13 protein-coding genes and 1 pseudogene are annotated in these 17,238 nt (G+C 73.5%); 8 read left to right on the top strand and 6 right to left on the bottom strand.

Annotated elements, in window-relative coordinates:
- Window positions 1-18: 18 nt before the first annotated feature.
- The gene (locus KM933_RS39790; RefSeq protein ID WP_260334355.1) at window positions 19-1,404 is read right to left on the bottom strand and encodes a DMT family transporter; all 1,386 of its coding nucleotides are present in this window, start codon (window positions 1,402-1,404) and stop codon (window positions 19-21) included.
- Between the two features lie 225 nt (window positions 1,405-1,629).
- Between KM933_RS39790 and KM933_RS29805 the strand changes: the two genes are divergently transcribed.
- The 5 genes from KM933_RS29805 (at window position 1,630) to KM933_RS29785 (ending at window position 8,170) form a co-directional block, all read left to right on the top strand.
- Window positions 1,630-2,457, top strand: coding sequence for a (2Fe-2S)-binding protein (locus tag KM933_RS29805; protein WP_308013583.1), 828 nt, complete (start codon window positions 1,630-1,632; stop codon window positions 2,455-2,457).
- 37 nt (window positions 2,458-2,494) lie between these two features.
- The gene (gene glgA / locus KM933_RS29800; protein WP_221357931.1) at window positions 2,495-3,655 is read left to right on the top strand and encodes a glycogen synthase; all 1,161 of its coding nucleotides are present in this window, start codon (window positions 2,495-2,497) and stop codon (window positions 3,653-3,655) included.
- Between the two features lie 51 nt (window positions 3,656-3,706).
- Window positions 3,707-4,927, top strand: a complete 1,221-nt coding sequence (gene glgC / locus KM933_RS29795) for a glucose-1-phosphate adenylyltransferase (protein ID WP_221357930.1) — start codon at window positions 3,707-3,709, stop codon at window positions 4,925-4,927.
- A gap of 221 nt (window positions 4,928-5,148) precedes the next feature.
- A complete protein-coding gene (locus tag KM933_RS29790) occupies window positions 5,149-6,516 on the top strand; it encodes a wax ester/triacylglycerol synthase family O-acyltransferase (protein ID WP_221357929.1) in 1,368 nt (455 codons plus the stop codon).
- Between the two features lie 103 nt (window positions 6,517-6,619).
- On the top strand, window positions 6,620-8,170 hold the full coding sequence (locus KM933_RS29785) for an SDR family NAD(P)-dependent oxidoreductase (protein ID WP_260334354.1): 1,551 nt from the start codon (window positions 6,620-6,622) through the stop codon (window positions 8,168-8,170).
- A gap of 21 nt (window positions 8,171-8,191) precedes the next feature.
- Here the strand turns inward: KM933_RS29785 and KM933_RS29780 are convergent, their stop codons facing one another.
- The 4 genes from KM933_RS29780 to KM933_RS29765 form a co-directional block, all read right to left on the bottom strand.
- Window positions 8,192-8,947, bottom strand: a complete 756-nt coding sequence (locus KM933_RS29780; protein WP_221357928.1) for an SDR family oxidoreductase — start codon at window positions 8,945-8,947, stop codon at window positions 8,192-8,194.
- A gap of 96 nt (window positions 8,948-9,043) precedes the next feature.
- Window positions 9,044-9,553 carry a hypothetical protein gene (locus KM933_RS29775; protein WP_221357927.1) on the bottom strand — a complete coding sequence of 170 codons (510 nt, stop codon included), beginning with the start codon at window positions 9,551-9,553 and terminating at the stop codon, window positions 9,044-9,046.
- Between the two features lie 106 nt (window positions 9,554-9,659).
- Window positions 9,660-10,292 (bottom strand): MBL fold metallo-hydrolase, encoded by a 633-nt coding sequence (locus KM933_RS29770; protein WP_221357926.1) that lies wholly within the window; start codon window positions 10,290-10,292, stop codon window positions 9,660-9,662.
- Complete coding sequence (locus KM933_RS29765) at window positions 10,289-11,377, bottom strand: S-(hydroxymethyl)mycothiol dehydrogenase (protein ID WP_221357925.1); 1,089 nt, start codon at window positions 11,375-11,377, stop codon at window positions 10,289-10,291. Before KM933_RS29765 ends, KM933_RS29770 begins: the two co-directional genes overlap by 4 nt.
- Window positions 11,378-11,769: 392 nt before the next feature.
- Between KM933_RS29765 and KM933_RS29760 the strand changes: the two genes are divergently transcribed.
- Complete coding sequence (locus tag KM933_RS29760) at window positions 11,770-11,940, top strand: hypothetical protein (RefSeq protein WP_221357916.1); 171 nt, start codon at window positions 11,770-11,772, stop codon at window positions 11,938-11,940.
- 94 nt (window positions 11,941-12,034) lie between these two features.
- A pseudogene (locus KM933_RS39785) lies at window positions 12,035-12,324 on the top strand (GNAT family N-acetyltransferase); the annotation flags it as partial.
- A 128-nt stretch (window positions 12,325-12,452) separates the two neighbouring features.
- Here KM933_RS39785 and KM933_RS29755 read toward each other — a convergent pair.
- Window positions 12,453-13,859, bottom strand: a complete 1,407-nt coding sequence (locus KM933_RS29755) for an amidase (protein ID WP_221357915.1) — start codon at window positions 13,857-13,859, stop codon at window positions 12,453-12,455.
- Between the two features lie 327 nt (window positions 13,860-14,186).
- Between KM933_RS29755 and KM933_RS29750 the strand changes: the two genes are divergently transcribed.
- Window positions 14,187-17,207: an alpha-mannosidase gene (locus KM933_RS29750; RefSeq protein WP_221357913.1), complete on the top strand. Its 3,021-nt coding sequence runs from the start codon at window positions 14,187-14,189 to the stop codon at window positions 17,205-17,207.
- Window positions 17,208-17,238: the final 31 nt, after the last annotated feature.

The following is a 17,238-nucleotide window of genomic DNA, read 5'->3' as shown; positions in this document are numbered from 1 at the left end:
CGGCGCGGGAACGCGCCGTCACGACCTGACGCACGAGTGCGTCACCATCGGGGCGGGCAGCAGGAGGGGCGGGTACGGGATGCCGTAAGAGGCACCCCGTAGCCATGGAGCCCCGCCCGGACCGTCCGGCACCTCGCCGGACGGCCGGGGCCCGGGCCCGTCGGAACCGGGCGGCGGAGGACCGTTGGAACCGAGCGGCGGCACCGGGACCGCCGTCCGCCCGGAGGCGAGCGGTCCGGCGGTCGCCGTGAGCGCCTCCTCGGGTGCCCCGGGCGGGTCGGCGGAGGCCGGCACCGTCTCATGGACGCCGCCGGCGAAGGAGTGCGCCGCCCCGCGGGCAGCGGCCGCCGTGAACGTTTCTCCTCGTACCCCGGCCGCCGCGACCGCCCGCTCGCGCACCTCCGAGGAGATCCCACGGCGCACGGAGACCGGGCCGTGCTGCCCGGGAAGCACCGCGGCCGTCCCCGCCACGAAAGGGCTCGGCGCGGCTTCCACGGGTGAGGCGGCGGCCGGGGGCGCCGTTCTGGCAGCCGGCGGAACCGGCCGCGTACGCTCCGTGCCGTCGAGCTGCTCCGTGCCGTCGAGCCGCTCGGTGGTGAGCAGGATCAGGCCGCCCGCGGCGACGACCCCGCAGCCCAGGGCGAGCACCGTGCCCGTGGTGCCGTACCGGAACGTCTCGCCGAACATGGTGAGGCCCACCGCGGCGGCCACGATCGGGTTCACGACGGTCAGCGTGGCCAGCGGGGCCGCGAGACCGGCGCCCCGGTAGGACGCCTGCGACAGCAGCATCCCGGCGGTCGCCAGGACGCCGATCACGGCGAGGCTCGGCAGATCGGCGAGCACGACACCGCCCGTCCAGTCCACCGCGACGGTCTTGGTGAACACCGAGGACATGCCGAAGGCGACACCCGCCGCGACGGCCAGCAGCACGCTGCGCACGGCCGGATGCCGGTGCGCCGCGCGGGCCGCCGTCATCAGCGCCACCACGGCGCCGCCGGTGACCAGGCCCACCACGGCACGCTGGGTGCCGCTCAGGGACTGGGAGTCCGCCGTGCCGACCAGCGCCAGCAGTCCGGCCAGCCCCACCGTCGCCATGACCGCGCCCCGCCAGGCCGTCGCCCCGGCCCTGCGGCGCACGAAGACGGCCGCCATGGGCAGCGCGAACACGATGGTCAGCGCGCCCAGCGGCTGGACCAGGCTGAGCGGCCCGTAGGCCAGCGCCACGACGTGCAGCAGCGCGCCGAGCGCGTTGAGACCGACCGCCGCCCACCAGACGGGCCGGCGCATGGGGGCGTACGTCTGATCCGGGGTGGTCGCCGCGACGCGTTCCTGCACGATGGCCCCGCCGGCGTAGGCGACGGCGGAGACGAGAGAGAGCACCACGGACAGCACGAGTGCACTCATGTGTCGCTCCTCTGCGTGGGACGGACGCGCCCTGTCGAGCGGGGCGTCCGGTGCGGCGAACGGTCGGCTTCCATGATGGTTACGATCCCCTGTGAAAGGCCCCGTGTCGTCGTCCCTGAGCAGTCATTGGGTCCTACTGCCGATGGAGTACGTACCGGACCCCGTCCTCCCCAGGTCTGGTGACACCCACTGCAACCCGCCCGCCCGCGCCCTTATGCCCCCTCGGTGTACTCGATCTCCGTCCTGGTGTACTTGGTCCCCATGGATTCCGACCCGGGCCCCGACCGGCTCGCCTCCCTCACCCCCTTCGCCTCCCCGGCTTCCCTCACCCCCCTCACCCCCCTTGCTTCCCTCGCCTCCCTCGGGGGGTTCTTCGTCCTGCGCACCGGACGCCCGCCGCTGCCGACGCTCGCGGAGGCATACGCGCCGCGGAACGCCGTCGCCGGGCCCGACCCGCTCACCCGCCGTGTCCGCGGGGTCGTACGGTCACTGGCGGCCCCGGAGACGCGGATCGGGGCCTCGGTGGCGCAGCAGGGCCTCGCCGCCCGGCTGTGGTCGGTGGCCCTGGGCGCCGCCGTGCTCCACGGCCGGGTGCCGGACCTCGACCCCCGGCTGCTGCGCTGGGACGCCGGCGGCAGCGCCCCCGACGACCTGTGGCTGTCCGAGGTGCGCACACTGCCCGGTGACGCGGCGACGATCCGGCGGCTCGTGCACCACGGCCACCTGGAACCCCTCTCGGCGGCGCTGCGGGCCCGGTACCCGGTGGCCGCGGGGCTGCTGCGGGGCAACGCGGCCTCCGCCCTCGCGGGCGCCGCACGCCAGCTCGACCGCTGGGCCGCCGCCCACGGGCGCGCGGACGCCGGCGCGCGCGCCCGCGCCCTCGCCGCCGAGCTCCTCGACCACCCCGATCTCAGGAACACGGGCACACTGGTGGGAACGGATTTCCGCCGGCGCAGTTGCTGCCTCTATTACCGGGTACCCGGTGGCGGGGTGTGCGGCGACTGCTGCTTCACTCGGGCCCCACGGTCTTCCCCACCGGCCGCATCTGGGTGATCATGTGGGGGTCGGCCGCTGAGACAGGGAGTTCTGGGTGCGAGTGGGACTGCTGAGCCGGGAGTATCCGCCGGACGTGTACGGCGGAGCGGGGGTCCACGTCGAATTCCTGGCCCGGGAGCTCCGGCCGCTCGTCGACCTGGACGTGCACTGCTGGGGCGAGGGCGCAGCGGACGGGGTCGTCCGGCACGGCTCCTGGCCCGCGCTCGACGGCGCCAACGACGCGCTGCGCACCTTCTCCGTGGACCTCTCCATGGCCGCCGCCCTGGAAGGCCGGGAGCTGGTCCACTCGCACACCTGGTACGCCAATCTCGCCGGCCACTTCGCGAAGCTGCTGCACGGCGTCCCGCACGTCATGACCGCGCACTCCCTGGAACCGCTGCGCCCCTGGAAGGCCGAGCAGCTGGGCGGCGGGTACGCCCTGTCCAGCTGGGCCGAGCGCACCGCGATCGAGGCCGCCGACGGGGTGATCGCCGTCTCCGGGGCCATGCGCGAGGACATCCTCGGCAGCTACCCGTCGCTGGACCCGGCGAAGGTGCACATCGTGCACAACGGCATCGACACCACCCTCTACCGGCCCGACCACGGCACGGACGTCCTGGAGCGGCTCGGCCTGGACACCTCCCGGCCGTACGTCCTGTTCGTGGGCCGCATCACCCGCCAGAAGGGCGTACCGCACCTGCTGCGCGCGGTGCGCGACATCGACCCGGCCGCACAGGTCGTGCTGTGCGCGGGCGCGCCGGACACCCCCGAGATCGACCGGGAGTTCCGTGTCCTCTTCGAGGAGCTGAGCCGGGTCCGCGAGGGCGTGCACTGGATCCCCCAGATGCTGCCCCGTCCCGAGGTGATCCAACTCCTCACCCACGCGGCCGTGTTCGTCTGCCCCTCGGTCTACGAGCCCCTCGGCATCGTCAACCTGGAGGCGATGGCCTGCGGGACCCCGGTGGTCGCCTCCCGGGTCGGCGGCATCCCCGAGGTCGTTGAGGACGGCGAAACCGGGGTACTGGTCACCGTGGACGAGGACGACGAGGACTTCGAGGCAGGACTCGCGCAGGCGCTGGACTCGGTCCTCGGCGACGCCGGGACCGCCCGGCGGATGGGCGAGGCCGGACGGCAGCGCGCGGTGGGGGAGTTCGGCTGGGACGCCGTCGCCCGGCGCACGGTCCGGCTCTACGAGGAGATCCTCGAACAAGCGTAGTCCGGCCCGCCGGAGGGCAGGACCGGATCGATGAGGGTTAGGGGAGCGGCCATGCGTCGTGGTGGACCTTCGGTGCTCGGGATCGTGCTGGCGGGCGGGGAAGGCAAACGCCTGATGCCCCTCACCACGGACCGTGCCAAACCAGCGGTCACGTTCGGAGGTACGTACCGGCTGGTCGACTTCGTGCTGTCCAACCTCGTCAACGCGGACATCCTGCGCATCTGCGTCCTCACGCAGTACAAGTCGCACTCGCTCGACCGGCACGTCACCACCACCTGGCGGATGTCCAGCCTGCTGGGCAACTACGTGACGCCCGTCCCGGCCCAGCAGCGGCTCGGCCCGCGCTGGTACCTGGGCAGCGCGGACGCGATCCTGCAGTCGCTGAACCTGATCTACGACGAGCAGCCCGAGTACGTGGCGGTGTTCGGCGCCGACCACGTCTACCGCATGGACCCGCGCCAGATGCTGGCCCAGCACATCGACAGCGGGGCGGGCGTCACCGTGGCCGGCATCCGCGTCCCGAGATCCGAGTCCTCCTCGTTCGGCGTGATCACACCGGGCACGGACGGGCAGAGGGTGGAGCGCTTCCTGGAGAAGCCCGCCGACCCGCCCGGTCTGAAGGACTCCCCCGACTGCGTCTTCGCCTCCATGGGCAACTACATCTTCACCACGAAGGCCCTGATCGAGGCGTTGCAGCGGGACGCGGAGGACGGGGACTCCGTGCACGACATGGGCGGCTCGATCCTTCCCCAGCTCACCGAGCGCGGCGAGGCGGGCCTGTACGACTTCAGCAACAACCACGTGCCCGGCGAGACCACCCGCGACCAGGGCTACTGGCGTGACGTGGGCACCCTGGACGCGTACTACGACGCCCACATGGACCTGATCGCCGAGCGGCCGACCTTCAACCTCTTCAACCGCAGCTGGCCCATCTACACCACCTCCGGCCAGCTGTCGCCCGCCCGCTTCAACGCGGGAGGCATGGCCAGCGAGTCGATCATCAGCGCGGGCTGCCTGATCCGCGGCCAGGTCACGCGCTCGGTCCTCTCGCCGGGCGTGGTCGTCGACCCGGGAGCCGTCGTCCAGGGTTCGGTCCTCCACGACAACGTGCACGTGGGCCGGGGCGCGATCGTGCGCGGCGCGATCCTCGACAAGAACGTGCAGGTACCGCCGGGCGCGACCATCGGTGTCAACCCGGACCGGGACGAAGAGCTCTACACGGTCTCCAAGAACGGCGTGATCGCCCTCGGGAAGGGCCAGCAGGTGCCGTAGGGCACGGGAGCACAGGGGTAGAAGGCGTACAGGCTCGCCCTCTACCCCCTCACCTCTCCACCCCTTCACCTCTCTACCCCTTTACCTCTGCGCCCCGCCCCTTGCGCCGGAAGCGGGACTTGATCCGACGCTTACCGTGTGTGGCGTGATCATGCTTGACCGTGATCGAGCGAGCGGGATTGACTGCTGGCCCACCCGTCGTCGACGCGGGAGCCGATCCGTTGTCCGCAGACTCCGACCTTCTCGCACCACTCGACCTGGCGTTCTGGAGCATCGAGTCCCCCGAGCACCCCATGCACCTCGCGGCACTGGGGATCTTCACGGCCGGTTCGCCCTCCGCCGCGCGGCACGCGGCCGACCTGCTCGCGGCCCGTGCGGCGGGCGTACCCGGGCTGGGCCTGCGGATCCGCGACATCTGGCAGCCGCTCGCCTTCGGCGGCGCCGCCCGCGAGGCCGCCCCCGACTTCGAACCGCTCGACCACGTCCGCCTGCACGCCCCGGCCGCCGACTTCCACGCGGCCGCCGGCGCGATCATGCAGCGTCCCCTGGAGCGCGGCAGACCCCCGTGGGAGGCGCACGTCGTGCCCGGCGCGGCGGGGACCTCCTTCGCCGTGCTGTTCAAGTTCCACCACGCGCTGGCCGACGGACTGCGGGCCCTGACGCTCGCGGCGGCCGTGCTCGACCCCGTCGGTCCCACGGACGTACCGGCCCCCCGGCCGCGTCCCGAGGAACCCGCACGCGGCTTCCTCCCCGATGTGACGAAGCTGCCGTCGCTCGTCCGCGACACGCTCCGCGACCTGGGGCGCGCGGTCGACATCGGCGCCTCCGTCGCCCGCGCCACCCGGGACGTACGGTCCTCCGCCGCGCTGGTCTCGCAGCCCACCGGCACCCGTCGCGTCGCGGGCGCCGCCGTGGAGCTCGACGAGATCCACCTGATCCGCAAGAGCGCGGGCGGCACCGTCAACGACGTACTGATCGCTGTCGTCGCGGGTGCCCTGCGCCGCTGGCTGGACGAGCGCGGCGACGGCAGCGCGGGGGTGGCGCCCCGTGCCCTGGTCCCCGTCTCGCGGCGGCGCCCGCGCACCGCGCACCCGCAGGGCAACCGGCTCTCCGGGTACCTGATGAAGCTGCCCGTCGACGACCCGGACCCGCTCGCCCGGCTCGCCGCCGTGCGCACGGCCATGGACCGCAACAAGGAGGCGGGACCCCACCGGGGAGCGGGCGCCGTCGCCCTGCTCGCCGACCACCTCCCGCCGCTCGGCCACCGGCTCGGCATGCCCGTCGTCGGCCAGGCGGCCCGGCTGCTCTTCGACATCCTCGTCACCAGCGTGCCGCTGCCCGGCCCGGGGATGAAGCTCGGCGGCTGCCCGCTGGCCGAGGTGTACCCGCTCGCGCCGCTGGCCCACGGGCAGGCCCTCGCCGTCGCGGTGTCGACGTTCCGCGGACGCGTCCACTACGGGCTCGTCGCCGACGCCCAGGCCGTCCCCGACCTGGACCTGCTGGCCGCCGCGCTCACCGCGGAAGTGGCGGAACTCACCGCCGTCTGCGCCCTTCGAACCGCCTCCGCGGGCCCGTGGGAGGCCCGGTGACCACCGCGGGTTTGGTGCCTTTGCCCCGTGCTCCGTAAAATCTCGCCTTCGAAGGCGAGCGCGGTTCGAGCGCCGCGCACAGACCCGAGGAACGGCGACGGCGATGACGGTGACAGAGGACAGCCAGGCGGCCCCCGCCGTGGACACGGCACAGGCCCCGGACGGCTCGTCCGGTCCCGGCGCCGGCCACGGCTCCGGTGCCGACCACGACCCCGGCGCCGGCCACGGCCCCGGTATAGACCCGGACCGGCTGGCCGTCTGCCTCGCCGTGCTCGACGAACTGGAGAAGCTCGACGTCGACCACCCCGACGCGATCGCCGTGCGCCGCGCCACCGCGGGGATCTACCGCTCGGTGAAGCAGCGCCGCCGCCAGGAGCGCAGGGCCGCCAAGACCGCCCACGACAAGGCGGTCACCGAGGCCACGGCCACCGGTTCCGCCCAGCGCATCGACGACGAGACCGAGGGCGTCCTGCCGTCGTCCGTGACCGAGGCGGGCGCGCTCGCGGGGATACTCCGGCGCCCCCGTTCCTGCTACACCTGCAAGACCCGGTACGTCGAGGTCGACTACTTCTACCACCAGCTCTGCCCGAAGTGCGCCACCGAGAACCGCGCCCGCCGTGACGCCCGCACCGACCTCACCGGCAAGCGCGCGCTGCTCACCGGCGGCCGCGCCAAGATCGGCATGTACATCGCGCTCAGGCTGCTGCGCGACGGTGCGCACACCACGATCACCACGCGCTTCCCCAACGACGCCATCCGCCGCTTCAAGGCCATGCCCGACAGCGACGAGTGGATCGGCCGCCTGAAGATCGTCGGCCTCGACCTGCGCGACCCCGCCCAGGTCGTCGCGCTCGCCGACTCCGTCGCCGCCGAGGGGCCGCTCGACATCCTGATCAACAACGCCGCCCAGACGGTACGCCGCTCGCCGGGCGCCTACAGCGAGCTGCTCGCCGCCGAGTCGGGGCCGCTGCCCGCCGGTGAACTGCCGCCCGCCGAGGTCATCGGCACGTTCGGGTCCGGCGCCGTGTCCGCGCTGCCCGTGGCCGGCGGCGGCGCGCTCACCGCGCAGGACGTCACCGGCCTCGCGCTCGTCTCGGGTTCCGCCTCGCCGGAGCGGATCGCCGCCGGTACGGCCATCGACGCGGGCGGGCTCGTGCCCGACCTGCACGACACCAACAGCTGGATCCAGGCCGTCGAGGAGGTCACGCCGGTCGAGCTCCTGGAGGTGCAGCTCTGCAACTCCACCGCCCCGTTCATCCTCATCAGCCGGCTGCGGGCGGCGATGGCGGCGGCCGAGGCGGGACGCACGTACATCGTGAACGTGTCCGCCATGGAGGGTGTCTTCAACCGCGGCTACAAGGGTGCCGGCCACCCGCACACCAACATGGCCAAGGCCGCGCTCAACATGCTCACGCGCACCAGCGCGCAGGAGATGTTCGAGAAGGACGGCATCCTGATGACCGCGGTCGACACGGGGTGGATCACGGACGAGCGCCCGCACCCGGACAAGATGCGGCTGGCCGACGCGGGGTTCCACGCGCCGCTCGACCTGATCGACGGGGCGGCCCGGGTGTACGACCCGATCGTGCGGGGCGAACAGGGGGAGGACCTGTACGGGGTCTTCCTGAAGGACTACGCGCCCGGCAAGTGGTAGACGCCCGGTTCCCCGAGCCCCTCAGGGGGCCTTGTGCGCCGGCCGGACTCGTGTGCCGCCGTCCACCAGCAGGTCCGTACCGGTGATCCACCGGGCCGCGTCCGAGGCCAGCCAGACGACGGCCCGGGCGATGTCCTCGGGCTCCCCGATGCGGCCGAGCGGGAGACCGGCGGCCGCCCCGCCCGCCGGTTCCCAGACGAAGCGGGCCATCTCCGTGCGTACGAGACCGGGGGAGACCGAGTTGACCCGGACCCCGGGGGCCAGCTCGCCCGCGAGCTGGCGGGTCAGGTGGAGCAGGGCGGCCTTGCTGCTCCCGTAGGCGCCCAGGTCGGGGCCGACGTGCGTCGCGCCCTCGGTGCAGATGTTCACGACCGAGCCGCCGTGCTCGCGGAGCCAGGCCCGCCACGCGTACTGCACCAGCCGCAGCGGCGCCTCGACGTTGACCGCGAACGCCTCGCGCCACCGGTCGGGGTCGGCGTCCATCAGCGGGCCGTACGGCTGGTTGGTCGCGGCGTTGTTCACCACCACGTCGATCCGGCCGTACGCGTCCATCGCCAGCCCGGTCAGCCGGCGCAGGTGGGCCGGGTCGGCGACGGTGCCCGCGAGCGCCACGGCGTCCAGCCCCGCGGCGGCCCGGCGCAGTCCGCCGGCGTCCCGCGCGGTGAGGCACACCCGGGCCCCCGCGGCCGCGAACGCCTCGGCGACCGCCAGCCCGATGCCGCGCGAGGCCCCGGTGACGACGGCGACCCTGCCCTGGAGCCCGTGCGGCGACGTCATCCGCGTACCGTCTCACGGCGCACCGTCGGGCAACAGGCCCGGCGGGCGGCGGTCCCGTCAGGCCCCGGCCCGGCGGGCGGACCGGTCGGCGGGCGGTCAGTCGACGGCACCCAGCCGCGTGTGCCGGGACGACACCAGTTCCAGCACCGTGCGCCAGTCCTCCAGGACCCCGGCGTCCAGGCCCGCGGTCCGGGCCGACTCGTCGGCCTGGCGCAGGAGCAGCACGTCCTCCATGACGTGGTCGTCGGCGTGATCGTCTGAGTGGTCGTCTGCACGGCCGTCGTCCGGGACCGTTCCACGGTCCGGAGCCGGCACCCGGAGGCGTACGAGACGGGCGACCCGCTCGCCGAGCAGCGGCCCGACCGCACCGGCCGCCAGGCGGGCCCGGCCGACCGGGCCACTCGGTCCCAGCAGCTGCCCGACGGCCTGCACCAGCCCCGCCACCTGGAGTTCCTTGTCCGCGGGACGGCTCCGGCGCAGCAGCGCGGCGGTCTGCAGCGCATGGTCGTGCAGATCGACCGGAGCGCCGCCGGGGCAGGCGGCGCCCCGGACCCCCCGGCAGGCGTACAGCAGGTCCATCAGCTCTTCGACACTGCGCAGTTCCATGCGCCAGTCCTCCCTGCGGGTGAGAAAGGCCGTCGTCGCGTCAGCAGATCATGGCTGGATTTCAGCCGGGCCAACGGGAACTGAACTGCGCATCCGTGCCTCCGTCTCAGTGCCCCCGGTCGATCCATTCCTGGAGGTGCGGGGCCTCGGCGCCGATCGTCGTCGAGTCGCCGTGACCGGTGCGCACCACCGTGTCGGCGGGCAGACCGAGCAGCCGGGTCCGGATCGACTCGACGATCGTCGGGAAGTGCGAGAACGACCGGCCCGTCGCGCCCGGTCCCCCCTGGAAGAGGGTGTCGCCGGTGAAGACGGCACCCAGCTCCGGGGCGTACAGACACACGGCCCCCGGCGCGTGCCCGGGCGTGTGCAGGACGGTCAGCTCCACGCCCGCCACGGAGAGCCGCCCGCCGTCGGACAGCTCGCCGTCCGGCAGGCGGTCCGGGTGCGTCTGCTTCCACAGCGGCAGATCGTCCGGGTGGAGCAGGACCGGTGCGCCGGTGAGCGCGGCCAGCGCCGGGGCCGCGTCGATGTGGTCGTTGTGCGCGTGCGTACAGATGATGGCGCGCAGCGTGCGGTCGCCGAGCGCCTCGGCGATGGCGTCGGCGTCGTGCGCCGCGTCGACGACGACCGCCTCGGTGTCGTCGCCCACGATCCATACGTTGTTGTCGACGTCCCAGGTCCCGCCGTCCAGGCTGAACGTGCCGGAGGTGACCAGGTGCTCGATCCGCGCGGCCGTCACAGCTCCACCACCGAACGCAGGACATCGCCCTGGTGCATGCGGTCGAACGCCTGCTCCACCCCGTCGAGCGCGATGGTCTCCGTCACGAACGCCGCCAGGTCCAGCCGGCCCTGCTGGTGGAGATCGATCAGCATGGGGAAGTCGCGCGACGGCAGGCAGTCGCCGTACCAGGAGGACTTCAGGCTGCCGCCGCGGCCGAAGACGTCCAGCAGGGGCAGTTCGAGCTTCATCTCCGGGGTGGGGACGCCGACCAGGACCACCGTGCCCGCCAGGTCGCGGGCGTAGAACGCCTGCTTGTACGTCTCGGGCCGGCCGACCGCCTCGATGACGACGTCGGCCCCGAAGCCGCCGGTCAGCTCGCGGATCGCCTCGACGGGATCCGTCTCCTTGGAGTTGACGGTGTGGGTGGCACCCATCGTGCGCGCCTTCTCCAGCTTCCGGTCGTCGATGTCGACGGCGATGATCCGCGCCGCGCCCGCGAGGTTCGCCCCCACGACCGCCGCGTCGCCCACGCCGCCGCAGCCGATGACGGCCACCGAGTCGCCGCGGCCCACCCCTCCGGTGTTGATGGCCGCCCCGATGCCCGCCATCACGCCGCAGCCGAGCAGGCCCGCGACCGCCGGGGAGACGGACGGGTCGACCTTGGTGCACTGGCCGGCCGCGACCAGGGTCTTCTCCGCGAAGGCGCCGATGCCCAGGGCGGCGGAGAGCTCGGTGCCGTCCTCCAGGGTCATCTTCTGCTTCGCGTTGTGCGTGTCGAAGCAGTACCAGGGGCGGCCGCGCAGACAGGCCCGGCACTGCCCGCAGACCGCGCGCCAGTTGAGGACCACGAAGTCGCCGGGGGCCACGTCGGTGACGCCCTCGCCGACCGACTCGACGACGCCCGCCGCCTCGTGGCCGAGCAGGAACGGGTAGTCGTCGCCGATACCGCCCTGCTTGTAGTGCAGGTCGGTGTGGCAGACCCCGCAGGCCTGCACCTTCACCACGGCCTCACCGGGACCCGGATCCGGGACGAGGATCGTCCGGATCTGCACCGGCTCGTTCTTCCCGGGGGCGATGACACCGCGTACCTGTTGGGCGGCCATGTCGGACTCCTTCACATGAACAGTGCAACCTCGATCATGTTGGCACAGGGCCGGAGGAGTGGATCCCCGCCTGTGGACAACCGAGTGAAACACGCCGGACGGACGGGCGGACGCGGCCGGACGACTTCAGATGGTTACACCTTGTTTTCGGCCCCATCGAGCGGCGCTCCGCTCATTTGGTTACCCTGTGCGGGACGGACAGCGCAGCTGGGTTCCACCCACACCCACGGTCCGTCCCGGGACATGCCGGTCACCACGGCCTGCTCCCATGCGAGTCGACCGGCGCCACCGCGTCCGAAGTGCCTTTACCCAGACCCGAGCGGACGTCGGCCGGCCAGGAGCAGAGTGGCCCCGCACGCCCCGAGGGTGATCCGACACATAAGGAGTGCGCGGTGACACCGGAGAAGACGAATCTCGACCAGGGCCCCGAAGAACGTACGGAGCTCGTGTACCGGGCGGAGAAGCTCGGCAGCCTCGACGTGTGGGCCAGGTCCGCCCCCATCCGGCTGGCGGGCTACGAGGACGACCTCGCCGAGCCCCACATCCTGCCCAGCGTGGACTGACCGCCCGGGGCGGCCCCGGCATCCCGGCCCTGCCCGGAGCCGCCCGGGACCCCGCCCGGTCGCCGGCCGGCACGGACGTGCCGGACTCGGGTCCATGCCGATCAGGGAAGCCGTGGCCGGGGACCGGCCGCGGATCCGGCCCTTCCGGCACCGCATCGCCGTCGCCGCCGAGACCTGCACCTGGGACCCGGACACCTCCGAGGAGGACGCCCGCGACCTGTGGATGGCGCCGGGCAAGCGCGTGTTCGTCGCCGAGGACGAGACGGGCGCCGGCGCCGTTGTCGGGCCCGCCTGTCCGACGCCGAACTACGGCGGCCCGGCGGCCCGGCGGTCTCGGTCGCCAACGCCGGTTTCATGGTCGACCCGGACCGCACCGGCCGGGGCCGGGCCGGCCTCCACGTCATGCACCGGGCCCTCCGAGCCGCCTGCCCCAGGAGGAACGGGGAACGGGGAACCGCGCGACCGGCCCCTCCAGCCCTTCCAGCCCTCCCGGCCCCTCCAGCCCTTCCGGTTCACAGCCCTTCCTGCGCGGACCCCAGCGGAGCCGTCCGCCCCCAGGGCCGCGCCTCCTCCAGCTGCCCCGCCAGATCCAGCAGCACCCCCTCGGACCCGGGCCGCCCCACCATCTGCACGGCCCCCGGCACCCCCGCCGGCAGCATCCCGAACGGCACGGTGATCGCGGGCCACCCCGTCAGGTTCCAGGCCGGCGTGAACGGCGAGCAGTTCGTGTTCACCACCAGGTTCCGCAGCCACCCCCGCCTGTGCCAGTCCGCCGCCGCGGGCCCCCGCCGGGCCAGTGCGGGAGTCAGCAGCACATCGTGCTCGTCGAAGAACGGCGCGAGCCGCTCCCGCAGCTGCTGCCGGCGCACTCCGGTCCGTACCGAGTCCACGCAGTGGCGCCCCAGGCCCGCGTGCACCCGCGTCCGCCGGGCGAGCCGCCGCGGATCGAGCCCTTCCGCGTCCACCGCGGTCCCCGCCGTCCAGTGCGCCAGCGACGTCGTCGCCAGCCACGCCGGATACGGCGGGTCCGCGCGCCGGACCCGGTGCCCCGCCCCGGCGAGCACCCCGGCCGCCTCGCGGGCCGTGTCCACGTAGGGCCGGGAGACGCGTACCCCCGCCAACGGACTGCGCGCGGAGACGGCGACCGCGAGCCCACCGGACTGCGCGCCGCGTACGCCGTCCGCACCCGTGCCGTCTGCCCGTGCGTCACCCGCGTGTACGCCGTCCGCGGCGGCCAGCACCGAGAACATCAGCCGTGCGTCCTCGACCGTCGTCGCCAGCGGCCCGTTCTCCGACATGCCGAACCAGTCCCCGCGGCCGATGCCCGCCGGGACCGTGCCGCGGCCGGGCTTGAGACCTATCAGGCCGCAGTTCGCGGCGGGTATCCGCAGCGAGCCCATGCCGTCGTTGCCCAGGGCCAGCGGCACCATCGCGGCGGCGACCGCGGCCGCGCTGCCCCCGGACGAACCGCCCGCGGTACGGGTGGTGTCCCACGGGTTGCGGGCCGTGCCGTGCACGCCCTCCGTGGTGCCGAAGACGCAGAGCTCGGGAACGTTCGTCAGGCCCACCACCACGGCGCCCGCCGCCCGCAGCCGGGCCACCGTGACGTGGTCCTCCGCCGCCGGGGTGTCCGGGCTCGCCGCGCTGCCGTTACGGGTGGACTCGCCGCGTACCGGCAGGTTGTCCTTGACCGCCACCGGCACGCCCGCCAACGGGAGGTCGGCCAGGTCCGACCTGGCCGCGACCTCGTCCGCCTCGGCGAGCGCGGCCGCCGTACGCAGATGGCGGAAGGCCCCCACGCGCACGTCGAGCAGCTCGATCCGCGCGAGGTGCTCGGCCACCACCTCACGCGGTGTGACCCGCCCCTCGCGTACGGCGGCGGCGATCTCGGCGGCGGTCCGGCCGGCCCAGCTGGTCACGGTGGCTCCTCGGAGGCGTGGTCTGACTGGTGTTCGAGGAGGACTGTGCCCCGGTACGCGCCGTCCAGTCGGGAGCCGTCGCATGCCGGACCGGCGCGCCCGCCGACAGTTGCGTACGCCACGGCGGAACCGCTCAGCGGGCCCTCTTCGTTGGAGGGTCGACACCCGAAGGAGGCGAGCGGGCCGCGCGGTTCGAACCGCGGGCCGCGGGGGAGCTTTACACCGCGTCGGCCCCCGCGACCGTCACCCGCACAGGGTGACCGCCGACAGCCGGTGACCACCGGTACACAGCACCGACCCGCACAACGGAGTTACGGAGCACCCCGCATGCATGACGACCGCAGCCTCGTCGAAGCCCGCCTCAGGCGCGTGCTCGACGAGCGCATCCGACCCGCCGTGTACCCCGAGTCCCTGCCGCTGGAAGTGGCGGTGTGGAACGCGCCCGGCGAGCCGGTGCCCGTCGAGGAAGGGCTGGCCGCCACGCCGTCCCCGGTGGCGGTCGGCGACAGGTGGGGTGCTCCCTGGGGCACCAGCTGGTTCCGCGTCACCGGGACCGTGCCCGAGGAGTGGGCCGGGAGGACCGTCGAGGCGGTCCTGGACCTCGGCTTCGACGAGAACATGCCCGGCTTCCAGTGCGAGGGCCTCGTCCACCTCCCCGACGGGACCCCCGTGAAGGGCCTCAACCCGCGCAACCAATGGGTGCGGATCGGCGCCCCCGTCGCGGGCGGCGAGGAGGTGCGCCTGCACATCGAGGCCGCCTCCAACCCCGTCGTCCTCGACCAGCACCACCCCTTCCTGCCCACGCCGCTGGGCGACAAGGAGACTGCCGGCGGCGAACCGCAGTACGTGCTGACCCGGATGGACCTGGCCGTCCTCGACGAGACGGTGTGGCAGCTCGTCGTCGATCTGGAGGTGCTCGGCGAGCTGATGGCCGAGCTTCCGGTGGACTCCGCGCGCCGCTGGGACATCCTGCGCGCGGTGGAGAGGGCGCTGGACGCCGTCGACCTCCAGGACGTGGGCGCCACGGCCGCCGCCGCCCGCTCCCGCCTCGAAGCGGTGCTGTCGGCCCCCGCCGCGCCCTCCGCCCACCGCATCAGCGCGGTCGGCCACGCGCACATCGACTCGGCGTGGCTGTGGCCGCTGCGCGAGACGGTCCGCAAGGTCGCCAGGACCACGTCCAGCATGACCGCCCTCCTGGAGGACGAGCCGGACTTCGTCTTCGCCATGTCCCAGGCCCAGCAGTGGGCCTGGGTGAAGGAGCACCGGCCCGAGGTGTGGGCGAAGGTCAAGAAGGCGGTCGCCGACGGGCGGTTCGTGCCCGCGGGCGGCATGTGGGTGGAGTCCGACACCAACATGCCCGGCTCGGAGGCGATGGCCCGGCAGTTCGTGCACGGCAAGCGGTTCTTCATCGACGAGTTCGGCGTCGACAACGACGAGGCGTGGCTGCCCGACACCTTCGGCTTCGCCGCCGGGCTGCCGCAGATCATCAGGGCGGCCGGCTCCAAGTGGCTGCTGACGCAGAAGATCTCGTGGTCGCAGACCAACAGGTTCCCGCACCACACCTTCCGCTGGGAGGGCATCGACGGCACACGGATCTTCACGCACTTCCCGCCCGTGGACACGTACAACTGCTCGATGAGGGGCAGCGAGATCGCCCACGCGGCGAAGAACTTCAGGGACAAGGGCGTCGCCCGGCACTCCCTCGCGCCGACCGGCTGGGGCGACGGGGGCGGCGGCACGACCCGTGAGATGGTCGCCAGGGCGGCCCGGCTGCGCAACCTCGAAGGCTCGGCGACCGTGGTGTGGGAGACCCCGGGGCAGTTCTTCGAGAAGGCGGAGGCCGAGTACCCGGACGCGCCGGTGTGGGTCGGCGAGCTGTACCTGGAGCTGCACCGCGCCACGCTCACCAGCCAGGCGAAGACCAAGCAGGGCAACCGCCGCAGCGAGCACCTGCTGCGCGAGGCCGAGCTGTGGGCGGCCACCGCGGCCGTCCGGACCGGATTCCGCTACCCGCACGCGGAGCTGGACCGGCTCTGGAAGACGGTCCTGCTGCACCAGTTCCACGACATCCTGCCGGGCTCGTCCATCGCCTGGGTGCACCGCGAGGCGCGCAGGACCTACGAGGCGGTCGCCGGGGAGCTGACCGGCATCGTCGACGCCGCCCAGCGCGCGCTGGCCGGTGACGGGACGACCGCCCTCGCCTTCAACTCCGCCCCGCACACCCGCGACGGGGTGCCCGCCGGCGGCGCGCGGACCCCCGTGATCGGCGGCGAGTGCACGCTGGTGCCCCGCACGGACGGCGGCTTCGTGCTCGGCAACGGACGGCTGCGCACGGAGGTCGACGCCCGCGGACTCGTGGTCTCCGTGTTCGACCTCGCCGCCGACCGCGAGACCCTCGCCCCCGGCGAGGCCGCCAACCTGCTCCAGATACACCCCGACCTCCCGAACATGTGGGACGCCTGGGACGTCGACGAGTTCTACCGGAACACGGTCACCGACCTGGTCGACGCCGACGAGGTCGTCCCCGGCGAGGACGGCGTCTCGGTCCGCGTCGTACGGAGCTTCGGGGCGTCGAAGGTCACCCAGGTGCTGTCGCTCGCGCCGGGGGAGTGGCGCCTGGACATCGACACCGAGGTCGACTGGCACGAGACGGAGAAGTTCCTGAAGATGGCCTTCCCGCTCGACGTGCACGCCGAGCGGTACGCGTCCGAGACGCAGTTCGGTCACGTCTTCCGGCCGACGCACACCAACACGTCCTGGGAGGCCGCCAAGTTCGAGGCGTGCAACCACCGGTTCGTCCACCTGGAGGAGCCCGGCTGGGGTGTCGCGGTCGTCAACGACTCGACGTACGGCCACGACGTGACACGCACGGTGCGCGAGGACGGCGGTACGACCACCACGGTCCGGGTCTCGCTGCTGCGCGCCCCGCGCTTCCCCGACCCCGAGACCGACCAGGGCGTCCACCGCTTCCGGCACGCGCTGGTGCCGGGCGCCGCGATCGGCGACGCGGTGCGCGAGGGCTGGCGGATCAACCTGCCCGAGCGGAAGGTCGTCGGCGGGGTCTCCGAGGTCGCGCCGCTCGTGACGGTGGCACAGGACGCGGTCGTGGTCACCGCGCTCAAACTCGCCGACGACGACAGCGGCGACGTGATCGTCCGCTTCCACGAGTCCCGGGGAGGCCGCAGCCGGGCCACGCTCACGGCGGACTTCGGCATCGGGGCCGTCACGGTCACGGACCTGCTGGAGCGGCCGCTCGCCGGCGCGACCGCCCCGGAGCGGGACGGCAACCGCCTGACCCTGCGGCTGCGCCCCTTCGAACTGGTCACACTGAGGATCGAGCGCGCCTGAAGGCCCGCGCCCTCCGGGGCGCGGGGAACCG

This window comes from Streptomyces beigongshangae (assembly GCF_019710745.1).
Lineage (GTDB): Bacteria > Actinomycetota > Actinomycetes > Streptomycetales > Streptomycetaceae > Streptomyces > Streptomyces beigongshangae.
Note: the sequence above shows the minus strand (reverse complement) of the source record. Positions and strands in the feature narration are given on the sequence as shown.